The organism is Rhizobium leguminosarum (genome assembly GCF_010668065.1).
In the GTDB taxonomy this organism is placed as follows: Bacteria; Pseudomonadota; Alphaproteobacteria; order Rhizobiales; family Rhizobiaceae; genus Rhizobium; species Rhizobium leguminosarum_S.
Map to the genome: position 1 here is coordinate 137148 of NZ_WUEN01000003.1, position 13083 is coordinate 150230.

Annotated in this window: 10 protein-coding genes; 8 read left to right on the plus strand and 2 right to left on the minus strand. The window is 62.0% G+C overall.

The window, feature by feature from the left end:
* The first annotated feature begins 40 nt into the window (after nt 1–40).
* Nucleotides 41–661, plus strand: coding sequence for a hypothetical protein (locus GR198_RS09100; RefSeq protein ID WP_164068448.1), 621 nt, complete (start codon nt 41–43; stop codon nt 659–661).
* Between the two features lie 121 nt (nt 662–782).
* On the opposite strand, the gene GR198_RS09105 is transcribed toward GR198_RS09100, so the two are convergent.
* A complete protein-coding gene (locus GR198_RS09105) occupies nt 783–2189 on the minus strand; it encodes an adenylate/guanylate cyclase domain-containing protein (protein ID WP_164068450.1) in 1407 nt (468 codons plus the stop codon).
* A gap of 123 nt (nt 2190–2312) precedes the next feature.
* Nucleotides 2313–2798 carry a MarR family winged helix-turn-helix transcriptional regulator gene (locus tag GR198_RS09110; RefSeq protein ID WP_164068452.1) on the minus strand — a complete coding sequence of 162 codons (486 nt, stop codon included), beginning with the start codon at nt 2796–2798 and terminating at the stop codon, nt 2313–2315.
* A gap of 201 nt (nt 2799–2999) precedes the next feature.
* On the opposite strand from GR198_RS09110, the gene GR198_RS09115 reads away from it, so the two are divergent.
* From GR198_RS09115 to GR198_RS09145, 7 genes are all read left to right on the plus strand, one after another.
* Complete coding sequence (locus tag GR198_RS09115) at nt 3000–4586, plus strand: AMP-binding protein (protein WP_164068454.1); 1587 nt, start codon at nt 3000–3002, stop codon at nt 4584–4586.
* A gap of 42 nt (nt 4587–4628) precedes the next feature.
* Nucleotides 4629–5453 carry a p-hydroxycinnamoyl CoA hydratase/lyase gene (locus GR198_RS09120; RefSeq protein ID WP_130788669.1) on the plus strand — a complete coding sequence of 275 codons (825 nt, stop codon included), beginning with the start codon at nt 4629–4631 and terminating at the stop codon, nt 5451–5453.
* 56 nt (nt 5454–5509) lie between these two features.
* Complete coding sequence (locus GR198_RS09125) at nt 5510–6616, plus strand: NAD(P)-dependent alcohol dehydrogenase (protein ID WP_164068456.1); 1107 nt, start codon at nt 5510–5512, stop codon at nt 6614–6616.
* Between the two features lie 21 nt (nt 6617–6637).
* On the plus strand, nt 6638–8077 hold the full coding sequence (locus GR198_RS09130) for a coniferyl aldehyde dehydrogenase (protein WP_164068458.1): 1440 nt from the start codon (nt 6638–6640) through the stop codon (nt 8075–8077).
* 414 nt (nt 8078–8491) lie between these two features.
* Nucleotides 8492–10420, plus strand: coding sequence for a diguanylate cyclase (locus GR198_RS09135; RefSeq protein ID WP_164068460.1), 1929 nt, complete (start codon nt 8492–8494; stop codon nt 10418–10420).
* Nucleotides 10421–10502: 82 nt separating this feature from the next.
* Nucleotides 10503–12797, plus strand: a complete 2295-nt coding sequence (locus GR198_RS09140) for an FdhF/YdeP family oxidoreductase (protein ID WP_164068462.1) — start codon at nt 10503–10505, stop codon at nt 12795–12797.
* Nucleotides 12794–13078: a hypothetical protein gene (locus GR198_RS09145; RefSeq protein WP_164068464.1), complete on the plus strand. Its 285-nt coding sequence runs from the start codon at nt 12794–12796 to the stop codon at nt 13076–13078. The genes GR198_RS09140 and GR198_RS09145 overlap by 4 nt, the downstream gene beginning before the upstream one ends.
* Nucleotides 13079–13083: the final 5 nt, after the last annotated feature.

Genomic DNA, 13083 nt, shown 5'->3' on the forward strand with positions numbered 1-13083 from the left:
CCACAGGTGGATTCACAACGGACCTGAATAGGAAAAATTGATGCCAAGATTTTTTACTGCAATCATTTTTCTTGCGACGCTTTGGGCGGTCTCCGCTGAGAAATCATCCGCAGCCATGTGGCTGATAAGGGGGCCAGCCAACACTAGCATGGCTGCCGACCCCGCCTGTAAAGGTCGCGACACGGAGCGCAGCGCGCCTGACGACAATCATCTGTGGATTGACTGCTGGATTGGGGAAAAGCATGTCACGCTTTTGATCTCTTCGGTCGCGCCTTTCGTTGCAAAGGACTTCACCTACAAAAATGCCGCCGCGATGTTTGAGAGGATTACCGCCGGAACAGAATGGTCGGCCTTCAAGGATAAGGTTAAGTTCATAGGCGGTTCGACTTTCCAAGGTTTCGAGCCTTTCGCTCAAATGAGATTGATTGGCAGGCTGTGCGATGTCGGGGAGCAATGCCCGACCTCACAGGAAAGAATCGTTGCCCTCAAGATGCTGGGAACTTCCAGGGTGACGGTTTCGCTGATTGTGATGGGAGACGTCGAGCAAAAAGACTACATTGTGCATGGGAAGCGCGTTGCAACTTACCGGTATTTCCCAGACCCCATTGCTACCATGGTTGACACATTTAACTTTGCGACCATTCAAAACCCGCCGTACTAAATGGATGATCGTCGTCGAAGACGGAAATCTCGCCTCGCTCTCCAACCACGGCAGCCGTGATGTCTATCGTGTCAGGCGATAGCGTGGGGCTCCAAGCTTGACGTCGAAGAGCAGACCACCCTCACGACAGCGCAAAAATCCTTACCTCTCTCCCGATACCCTGAAGCTCCGCCATCCGGGAGGCCGATGTGATGCCACTGTCGCGGAGGATCTCTGAAACCTGGGCATCCTCGACGATCGCCTCCGTTGTCATGATTACATTGGGATCGGCAAGGCCTTGGACGCGGGAGGCGATATTGACGGTCTGGCCGAAGTAGTCCTGCCGGTCGTTCAGGTTGACGGCGAGGCATGGTCCCTCATGGATGCCGATCTTCAGGAGGAGATCGTCGCTGCCGTGTTCGGCATTTAACCGAAGCATCGCCTCCCGCATCTTGAGTGCCGCCGCCACGGCGCGGTCCGGGCTCGGGAAGGTCGCCATCACGGCATCGCCTATGGTCTTGACGACTGCTCCGGCCTCTGTAGCGACGATCTCGTGAAGAACCCGGAAATGGGCGCGCACCAGATCGAAGGCGGCAAGATCTCCGACGCGCTCGTAAAGCGCGGTCGAGCCCCTCAAGTCGGTGAAGAGGAAGGTCAGGCTGGTGATCTTGAGGCGCTGGTCGACGTCGAGTGTGTCGGTCCGATAGATGTCGCGGAAGCTCTGGTTCGTCAGCAGACGCTTGGCTGTCAGAAAAGGCCGCCTGCGGCCCAGCAGGTCGTGCAGCTCGTCTCCTGCGATGCAGACATTCGGCACCACTCTGCGATCGGTGTGGTTTTCGAGCGTGAGCCGCAGTGAGCCCGGGCGCAGGGTCAGCGTTTCGTTCAGCGCATGCGTCCGACTGATGATCATCGAGAGGGTTTGACGTTCGTCGGTGGGCTCGCCCTGCACGTCGATGAACTGCGCCGAGTGTGTCACCGGATCGAAGATGATGACGAACTGCGCCGGCAGTTGCAGGGAGACGAAGGCCTTCTCGCCCGGAGCCAATTCGATCATCTCCAACTGGATGCGCGAAAACCTCGCTTCGAGATCGTCAGGCAGGTCGACGCCCGAGCTGAAGAAGATCTGGCGGTAGTACTCGAGCGGCGGCAACCGATCGGGATCGTGACCGGCAATCCTGCGCACGCGCGGGCTGACCGTAAACGTGACCTCGACCATCTCGTCGAGGGTCGGCTCGTATCCGGCCGCGCAGAGCGCGCAATGGTACGTCTCGTGGACGACGGTTTTGAGGGTTGCGCCGCTGTCGAGGACGCCGCCGCATCCCGGGCAAAGCACATTCCAGGTCATCTCGAATGCGCCTATGCGGGCTGCATGGAGAAACGCAGCGATCGTTTTCTCTTCATCGAGATGGTGCTTATCGGCGAAAGCGAGCGCATTGATGCGATTGAGCTCGCGATCCGAGCCATGCAGGACGGCGTTCTCGATGCACTCGACCGTCCGCGGGTCAGCCGCCTGTCGCAGGGAGGCAAAAAGGACGTCCACTTCGCTCATTAGACAAGTCTCCGTGTGCAGAACCCACGGCGGACGACGCCAGGACTGCGATTATACCACGGGAGTTTCCCAATAGAAATCTGTAGGCTTGGATGCTGCTCGCTTCCCGAGCGAAGGCGGGTTTCACTTCCCCTTATATATCCGCTTCAGCGCCGTCAGCAGCGCATCCAGTTCGTCGCGCGAAAACAGCTCGATGAAACGCTGCTCGTGCATGTCGATCAGCTCACGCGCCCGGGCGAGCATTGCGCCTCCCGCCTTCGTCAGATGAAGTTCCTGGCGCCGGCGGTCGGCCGCGGAGGGGCGCCGCTCGATCAGGTCGCGGGCTGCCAGCCGGTTGACGAGGGCCATCATCGTCGCCCGGTCGGTGCCGAGCGTATTGGCAAGGTCGATCTGCGATGCGCCCGGATTGCCGGCGACGAGTTCCATCACCGCCAGCTGCTTCTGCGTCAGCGCCAGTTCTTCCACGGTTTCGGCGAAGTCGCGATAGATCGCGACATGGGCCATGCGCAGATGAAATCCCAGCAGGTCGCCAAGCCGGCCGACGTCGAGGCCCGGCGTCGCGGGCGTATCTTCGCCCTCGAAATCGTCCTGCGGTGATTTTGTCGCCATCGTTGTTCTCGCCTCGTCCAGGCGCCATAACCATCAAAATCAGCAGGTTAGTCAATATCCGTATTGCGGATTTCCGCGCGCCATTCGAGCGATCGGATTTGCTTTAAACAGCCTCTTGCATCCTGTCGGGAAAAGATATTAGTATGTGTTGCATACAAATATGATGCCTGCCGCGGGGAGCAGCGGGCATGGGAGGAGAAAATGGCGCATTCCTTTTCCGGGGTGGTTTCGTCGGCAGATTGCGGACTGGTGAAGGATGATCCGATCCTCTACCGCGCCGGCGTCGCACCGGACCGTCCGGCTCTGTTCGAGATCGCCACCGGCCGGCAACTCAGCTATGCCGAGCTCGATGCGCGGATCGCCCGCTGCGCCGGTTTCCTGAGCGATGAACTCGGAGCACGCCGCGACGGCGCGCGTGTCGCCATGCTGGCGCGCAATTCCATGGATTCGATCGTGCTTGCCTTTGCCTGCCAGCGTGTCGGCGCCATCTACGTGCCGCTCAACTGGCGCCTCAACGCCGCCGAGCTTCGGCCGATCCTTGCCGATTGCGCGCCGGCTCTGCTCGTTCACGACGAGGAGTTCGCCGCAACCGTCGCCAGCTTGGTGAATGCCGATCCAGAGATGGCGGTGATATCGACGGCCGACGGTCCGGCCGGGTTCGCCGCGCGGATCGAAGCGAGCCTTCCGGCCGCTCCGGTGCCCGCCGATGCCGATGGACCCTGCGTCCTTCTCTACACCTCGGGCACGACGGGACAGCCGAAGGGCGTCGTCATCACCCGCCGCAACGCCTTTTTCGCGGCCATCAATTTTTCCGTTGTCGGCGAGATCGGGCCGAGATCCGTCGCGCTTTGCGACCTGCCGTTCTTCCACACGATCGGGCTGATTGCCGTCGCGCGCACCACATTGATGCTGGGCGGCACGCTCGTTGTCTCCGACCGCTTCACGCCGGCGCGGACACTCGCAGCCCTTGCCGACCGGCAGCGTGCCATCACTCATTATTTTGCCGTGCCGCAGATTGCGCTCGCCTTGCGCAACGATCCCGCCTATAGCGCCGCGGCGCTGGCCGGTCTGCATGCGCTCTTCGTCGGCGGCGCGCCGCTGACGCAGGCGCTGATCGAAAGTTATCTCGACGACGGCGTTGCGCTGGTCAACGGTTATGGCATGAGCGAGGCCGGAACGGTGCTGCACGTGCCGATCGATCGGCGCGCCGTGCAGGACAATCCCGGCAGCGTCGGTCTTCCGGCACCCTTGCTCGACATTCGCATCGTCGACGAGAACGGCCGGGAGGTTGATGACGGCGAGATCGGCGAACTCTGGCTGCGCGGGCCGGCGGTGACGCCGGGCTACTGGAACAAGCCTCAGGAAACCGCTGCCGCCTTCACCGACGGCTGGTACCGCACCGGCGATCTCGGCCGACGCGAAGCGAACGGCTTCTATCGCATCGTCGACCGGTTGAAGGACATGTACATCAGCGGCGGCGAGAATGTTTATCCAGCCGAGGTCGAAGCAGCGCTCGCAAGCCATCCCGATATCCTCGACGCCGCGGTCGTCGGCATTCCCGACATCCGATGGGGCGAATGCGGTGTCGCCTATGTGGTGCTGCGGCCGGGTGCCGTGGCAACCGGCGATGAGATCGCCGGCCATTGCACCGCAAGGCTCGCCGCCTTCAAGCGCCCGGCGCGCATCCTCTTCGTCGAGGCCATTCCCCGCACCGCCTCCGGCAAAGTGCAGAAACATATCCTGCGCCAGTTCCATTTTGACGAAACCCTTCAACGACAGGCCCTGTGAAGCGGCCCCCGGCATTCACGCCGAAACCCATGGAGTAACCTCATGACCGATATGCAATCGCCGGTTCTGGTCGAATTCGATAATGGCATCGCCTTCGTGACCCTCAACCGTCCGGAAAAGCGCAATGCGATGAACCCGGCCCTGAATATCAGGATGCTCGAAGTGCTCGACGAGCTCGAGGGCGACGAGCGCTGCGGCGTGCTCGTCTTGCGCGGCGCCGGCGAATCCTGGTCGGCCGGCATGGATCTGAAGGAATATTTCCGCGACAATGACGACAAGCCGCGTGACGTCACGCTGAAGGCGCGGCGCCAGTCCGGCAACTGGTGGGGCCGGCTGATGTATTTCGAAAAGCCGACGATCGCCATGGTCAACGGCTGGTGCTTCGGCGGCGCCTTCACGCCGCTGGTTTCCTGCGATCTCGCCATCGCCGCCGAGGAGGCGAATTTCGGTCTCTCCGAGATCAATTGGGGCATTCTGCCGGGCGGCAATGTCACCCGTGCGGTCGCCGAAGTGATGCGCCATCGCGACGCTCTCTACTACATCATGACCGGCGAGTTGTTCGGCGGGCGCAAGGCCGCCGAAATGGGTCTCGTCAACGAGGCGGTGCCGCTGGCAGAGCTTGAAATCCGGGTCCGCAAGATCTGCGCCAGCCTGCTCGAAAAGAACCCGGTGACGCTGAAGGCCGCCAAGGACACCTACAAGCGGGTGCGCAACCTGCCATGGGATCTCGCCGACGATTACATCTACGCCAAGCTGGAGCAGATGCTGTTTCTCGACAAGACCAAGGGGCGCGACGAGGGGCTGAAACAGTTCCTCGACGACAAAACCTATCAGCCGGGGCTCGGCGCCTACCAGCGCGACCGCTGAGCACGGGCCCGGTTCGCCGGGCCGTTCACGAGCCGATCATCGGGAGGAGGAAAGCAATGAAAATCCATGCCGCGGTGGCGCGTGCGCCCCATACGCCGTTTTCGCTGGAAAGGCTCGATCTGGAGGAGCCACGTGAGGGTGAAATCCTGGTTCGCGTCGTGGCGACAGGGGTTTGCCACACCGATATCGTCATGCGTGACCAGCATCTGCCGGTGCCGCAGCCGGTCGTGCTCGGCCATGAAGGCGCCGGCATCGTCGAGCGTGTCGGGCCGGGCGTTGCCAAGGTCAAGCCCGGTGATCACGTGGTCATGACCTTCAATTCCTGCGGTCATTGCCCGAGCTGCAACGATCACCAAGAGACCTATTGCCACGAATTCTTCCCGCGCAACTTCTTCGGTGCGCGCGCCGATGGTTCGAGCGGGCTCTCATGCGAGGGAGAGCGGGTTCACGGCAATATTTTCGGCCAATCCTCCTTCGCCAGCCACGCGCTGTGTCATGAGCGCAATATCGTGAAAGTGCCTGAGGATGCGGATCTGGCACTGCTTGGGCCGCTCGCCTGCGGCATCCAGACCGGCGCCGGCGCGGTCATGAATGCGCTGAAGGTCGAACCGGGAAAAGTGCTCGCGGTTTTCGGCATGGGCTCCGTCGGTCTTGCCGCCGTGATGGCGGCGCGGATCGTCGGCGCTTCACGGATCATGGCCGTCGACGTCAACGAGACGCGGCTGGCGCTTGCGGCGGAACTCGGCGCGACCGACATCGTCAACGGCAAGGCAAGCGACGCGGTTGCCGCGATCATGGCGCTGACCGGCGCCGGCGTCGATTATTCGATCGATGCCTCCGGCGTGCCCGCCGTCATCGACCAGTGCGTGCGGGTGCTGGCGCCGCGCGGCACCTGCGGCATCGTCGGGGCCTCGCCTCATGGCGCGACGCTGACGCTCGACCTCACCCATATCCTGTCCGGCGGGCGCCGGGTCCGCGGCATCGTCGAGGGCGATTCCAATCCCGACGTGCTGATCCCGTTGTTGATCGACCTGCATCGGCAGGGCCGCTTCCCCTTCGACAGGCTGATCACCTTTTATGATTTCGCCGACATCAATCAGGCGGTGGAGGATTCGGAAAAGGGCATCGTGCTGAAACCGGTCGTGCGTCAGCCGGCCGCCTGACACCGTTCAAGGGAGGAAACAATGAACACCGTCACCCCAATCGCCACCGATACCAGCCCCGATGTCATGAAGGCGCTGCTTGACCGGCAAAGGGCGTCTTTCCTGAGGGAAGGCCCGCCGGGCATCGACACCCGCATCGATCGCATCGACCGCGTCATCGCCCTTCTCGTCGATCATAAGGATGCGATTGCGGCTGCCCTGTCGGAGGATTTCGGCAGCCGCAGCGTCGAGGCGAGCCTGCTTCTCGACGTCTTTACCTGCGTCGGTTCGCTCAAATATGCCAAGGCCCATCTTGCCGAATGGCTGAAGCCCGAGCAGCACGAGGCATTGTTCCCGGACGCGGTGGCCGAAGTGGTCTATCAGCCCAAGGGCGTTGTCGGAATCCTCAGCCCGTGGAATTTCCCCTATCAACTCGCCCTTGCGCCGCTTGCCGGCATTCTTGCCGCCGGCAACCGCGCCATGATCAAGCCGTCGGAGGTAACGCCGGCCTCGGCCGCCTTGATGGCGGAACTCATTGCCGGCGCCTTCGACGAAACGGAAATCGCCGTCGTTCAGGGCGGGCCGGCCACGGGCACGGCCTTTACATCGCTTGCCTTCGACCATCTGATCTTCACCGGCGGAACCGCAATCGCCCATCATGTCATGCGCGCGGCGGCGGAAAACCTGACGCCGCTGACGCTCGAACTCGGCGGAAAATCACCCGTCATCGTCGGCCGCTCGGCCGACCTCGCAGACGCGGCGCGCCGTGTCATGACCGTCAAGACGCTGAACGCCGGCCAGATCTGCCTGGCGCCGGACCATGTCTATGTGCCCGAGGAAAGCGTTGAGGCCTTTGCCGGGCACGCGGTCGCGGCGGTCGGCGCGATGTATCCGGCGCTGAAGGAAAATCCTGATTACACCTCGATCGTCAATGCCCGCCATTTCGCCCGCATCCAGGGCCTGATCGACGATGCCAGGGCCAGGGGCGCCCGTATCGTCGAGATCAACCCGGCGGCAGAAAATTTCTCCCAGCAATCGGCGCACCGCATGCCTCCGACCCTGATCCTCGATCCCACGGAAGACATGCGCGTCCTGCAGGAGGAAATCTTCGGACCCGTGCTGCCGGTCCTTCCCTATCGCGATATCGCCGACGTCATCGATCGTATCAATGCCAAGCCGCGCCCGCTCGCTCTTTATTACTTCAGCCAGGATCAGCAGGAGGAGGCCCGCGTCCTCGACAATACGACTTCCGGCGGGGTGACGGTCAACGACTGCATGAGCCACGTCACGGCGGAAGGCCTGCCCTTCGGTGGCGTCGGCCATTCGGGCATGGGCGCCTATCACGGCAAGTTCGGCTTCCTCGCCTTCTCGCATCCGCGCGCCGTCTATCACCAGAGCAGGATGGTGGAAGCGGAATACATGATGCGGCCGCCTTATGGCGAGGCGATGCGCGGCTTCTTGGCGGCGGCGATCTGCAAGTAGTCGAAGAAGCGTTGGACGATGCCGTCGGCAGCCGCGGTTGCTGGCGGCATCGGATGGCCCGATTGCGCAGGTTTATCCGGATAACGCTATATTGTGTCATCAGGATACGTGTCCCGACGCCGAGAAGGCCGTTGTTAAACATGCCTTATGGCATCGGCTGTTAGCCGTTGAACCGCAGGGCGTTTCGGACATGATGTCTCCTGCCGCCCGCGAGTATGACCTTTTAATTTCCGGTTTCGCGTATTTCTCATGTCGTCAATCTGGCAGCAGGGCCTCTCTGCCCATACCTCATCGTCGCGGCGAACGCCCGCTTTCCTGTCGCCGTATTGCTTCCGACCGACCTGGAGACGCAACTGCTGACGAATATAGGCTGACGGGTCTGCGGCTTAACGAAGCTCAAACCAGTGTTGCCCTATGATTGGTTCGGTACATGTATTGGAAGGTGGATCCAACGCAGTGAATGGCATCTGGACGCAATTCGGTGGCAACCTGTCATTCGTGTGCCTGGCGATTTCGCTCTGGGCGCATTTCTCGATCCAATTTCAGAGTCGTTCGGTCACACAGGAAAAAATCGCCTTCGGAATCATAGCCGGCGCCGCCTCCATCGGGTCCATATTGCTGGCCGTCGAAGTCAATCCCGGCATCTATATCGACATCCGCTTCTCGCCGCTTGCTTTGGCGGGCATGTTTGGCGGACCGATCGCGGCCGCCTTTGCGGCGTCGTTGGCGATGGTCTTCCGCTTTTGGGTCGGCGGCACGGCCATGATCGATGGCCTGATCGCAATTGCTGTCGCAACCGGCATTGGCCTGGCTGCCAATGTCTGGATCCGGAAGAGATCTGCCGAGCTCATGGACGTTGCGCTGCTGAGCCTCGCGCTCGGCGTTGCACTTATCGTATTGATGGCGGTGCTTCCCACACTGGTGCACGCCCGCGTATTGGCCATCATCGGTCTGCCGATGACGGTATTGAACTGCCTGGCGACGGCGCTGTGTGGTTTCGTTCTGTTGAAGACGCAGCAATGGGAGCTGGAGCGGAGCATCTTGGTGACCGCGTTTTCGCAGTCGCCCGACTATCTCTACGTGAAGGACAGAAACAGCCGGTTCATCACCGTCAATGAAAATATGAGCCGCCTTTTTCGTTTCAGAACCACGGCGGAGATGACCGGATTGTCGGATTTCAATCTTATATCGCGGCCGCGCGCCGAAGAATTTTACTATCTCGAACAGCAGGTCATGGACACCGGGGTGCCCCTGATCGACTCCGTCGAGCGTATCGAAGACAGATACCTGCTCGCCTCCAAGGTGCCGCTGAAGGATAGGCAGGGACGGGTGATCGGCCTTGCCGGCGTCACGCGTGACGTGACGGAGCGGACTGCCCTGGAGCGGGAATTGCGCAAGAGCAAGAATCTGTTGTCGCATGCGATGGCCGGCATGTCCGATGGCATCGCCATGTACGACAGCAAGGGTTTCCTCGTTTTTTGCAACGACCAGTATCGCACCGCCTTTCCGCTATCCGGGGACGCTCGCGTGGTTGGCGCTCATATCAGCGACATCCTTCGCCGTGTTGCCGAAACCGGCGAGCGCACCGGTATCCCGGACGCTGACCGCGAAGAGTGGATCAGGTCCGTCAGTGCTACGTTGCATAGCAACAAGGACGAAGAGGTTCAGCTTCACAACGGCGACTGGCGCAGCATCCGGACAAGGCTTGCGGAAGACGGCACGGCGATGGCCGTCGTCTCGGACATCACGGCGACCAAGCAGGCGGAAATCGCCCTCAGGCTGTCGGCTGAGCAACTGAGGAATCTCGCCGAGACCGATGGGCTCACCGGCATGGTCAACCGCCGGGCCTTCGACGAGGCTTTCGCGCGTGAGACCGCGGGCAGCGCCAGGAAAAACACGCCGTTCAGCCTTCTGATGGTCGATATCGACCGCTTCAAGGCCTATAACGACACCTATGGTCATCCCGCCGGAGACCAATGCCTGCGTGTCGTCAGCAGGTGCCTGCGCCAGTCCGTAAGCCGCCCGGCCGACATCGTCGCACGCTACGGCGGAGAGGAATTCGTGGTTCTGCTGCCGGCAACCAGTGCGAAGGGGGCGATGATCGTTGCCGAACAGTTCGCACGTCTCCTAAGCCAGGAGAATATCGTTCATTCCGGCAGCGAATTCGGACGGGTGACCGCCAGCATCGGCATATCCTGTGCGACGGGAGCCACCTTGAGGATCAACCCGAACCGCCTCCTGAGCGAGGCCGACGCCGCGCTCTACGACGCCAAGACTCAAGGCCGCAATCGCATCCTGGCGCATTCGCCCGAGGAGCGGCACTCCATGAAGGACGTCGGTTAGATCGAATCCTTGATAGGTTTTTCCTATCGAGCCATCGCGCGGGCGCCCTTGATGTTTTCCCCGCTTCGGCAATACAGGGCGCATGGACACAAAATTCATTGGTAAGAAATCGGCGGCAGCCGGCGGCTGGGGCGCTTTGAAGAGCTGCGGCAAGCAGTTGCTGCAAAGCGGCATGCCGATTTCAGGGGCGCGGACGATGCTGAAGGCGAACCAGCCGGATGGTTTCGATTGCCCGGGCTGCGCCTGGGGCGATCCGGAGCACGGATCGTCGTTCGAATTCTGCGAAAACGGCGTGAAGGCCGTCGCCTGGGAGGCGACGGAGAAGCGGGCCACGCCCGCCTTCTTCGCGGAAAACACGCTGTCGCAGCTTCGCCAGCTGACGGATTATGAACTGGAACTCAACGGCCGCCTCACGCATCCGATGCGCTACGATGCGGCGAGCGACCGTTACCTGCCGGTCGCGTGGGCGGATGCTTTTGCCGAGATCGGCAGCATTCTGAGGGGGGTCGATAGCCCCAACCGGGCGGAATTCTATACGTCGGGCCGGGCGAGCAACGAAGCCGCCTTCCTCTACCAGCTGTTCGTGCGTATCTACGGCACCAACAATTTTCCCGACTGCTCCAACATGTGCCACGAGGCGAGCGGCATCGCCATGCGCCAGGCGGTCGGTGTCGGAAAGGGCACCGTGCTGCTGGAGGATTTCGAGGAGGCCGACGCGATCTTCGTGATCGGCCAGAACCCGGGCACCAACCATCCGAGGATGCTCGGCGACCTGCGCCGGGCTGCCATCCGCGGCGCGCGCGTCGTCGTCTTCAATCCCATCCGCGAACGCGGCCTGGAGCGCTTCTCCGACCCGCAGGACAAGGTCGAGATGCTGCGCGGCGGTTCGACCGATATCGCCAGCCTTTATCTGCAGCCGCAACTCGGCGGCGACATGGCCGCGGTGCGCGGGATGGCGAAGGCCGTGCTGGCCGCGGAAGACGCAGCGGTCGCTGCCGGCCTGCCCTCCGTTCTCGATCATACATTTCTCGCCGAACACTGCGCGGGTTTTGCAGAATACCGGGCAGCGGTCGAGGCGACCAACTGGGCTGAGATCGAGGACCAATCGGGACTGAGCCGGCAGGAGATCGAACGGGCGGCCGATGTCTATCTCAACGCCGAGCGGGTCATCTGCACCTGGGCTATGGGCGTGACCCAGCATCTGCATTCGGTGGCGACGATCCGCGAGATCGCCAACTTCATGTTCCTGCGCGGCAATATCGGCCGGCCGGGTGCCGGCCTTTGCCCGGTTCGCGGCCATTCCAACGTGCAGGGCGACCGCACCGTCGGCATCAACGAAAAGCCATCGGATGATTTCCTCGATGCGCTGGAGAAGCATTTCCGCTTCACCGTTCCCCGCGAACATGGCCACAATGTCCTTGCCGCGATCGGAGCGATGCTCGATGGCTCGGCCGAGGCCTTCATCGGGCTTGGCGGCAATTTCGCCCGCGCCACGCCCGACAGCGCACTTGTTGAAAAGGCGCTGCGGCGGCTGAAGCTGACGGTGCACATCGCAACCAAACCCAACCATTCGCATCTCATGCCCGGCGAGACGGCCTTCATCCTGCCGTGCCTCGGGCGCACCGAGATGGATCTGAATGCGGCGGGCAATTCCCAACTCGTGAGCGTCGAGGATTCGATGAGCATGGTGCATGGTTCCGCCGGCATCAATCGTCCGGCCTCGCCGCATCTCCTCTCGGAAGTCGCCATCATTGCCGGCATTGCACAGGCGACGGTCGGCTCCGCCGTGGTCGACTGGTCAGAGCTTGCCGACGACCACGACCGCATCCGCGATCATATCGAGGCGACCATTCCAGGCTTCGAAAACTACAATGCGCGCCTGCGCAAACCGCGCGGTTTCCACCTGCGCAATACGGCAGCCCATCGGGAGTGGGATACGCCGGCAGGCAAGGCATCATTCTCTTCGGAAGCGCTTCCGGAGGAGACGGTGCATCAGCGGGCGCGAAAGGGCGAGGGGCGCTTCGCCCTGCAGACGTTCCGGTCGCACGATCAATACAATACGACGGTCTACGGTCTCGATGACCGATACCGCGGCGTCTATGGGGAGCGGCAGGTCATCTTCATTCATCCAGCCGACCTGAAGGCGATGAATGCCGAGGCCGGCGACCGGGTCGACGTGGTCGGCGAGCATGACGACGATATCGAGCGCATCGCTGAGAATTTCCGCTTTGTGCCCTATGACATTCCGCGAGGAAGCATCGCGGGTTATTATCCCGAACTGAACGTGCTCGTGCCGCTTGGCAGCGCGGGCGTGGAAAGCGATACGCCCACCTCGAAATCCATCATGGTGTCCTTCCGCCGGCGACAAGCCGCGTGAGCGAAGAGGCCTCCGAGGCCGATCGTTTTCTTGCCCTCGTCGCTGCGGCGCAAGGCAGGGATATCAGGCTGACATCCATCCAGGCCGGTCTCCTTGTCGCCGCGGATCTGGGGATTGCGCGTGACAGCCGCGCCTTTGCGCGCATGCTGGGGATCGCGCATTCTCTCGTGCTCCGGGAACTCAACGTCCTGGCGGAACGCGAAGGGGTGCTGCAGATCGTGAAGCGGGATCCGAGGACCATGCGAGTGCACTACACATTGCCGCCGCCGGATGAGGCGTAAACACC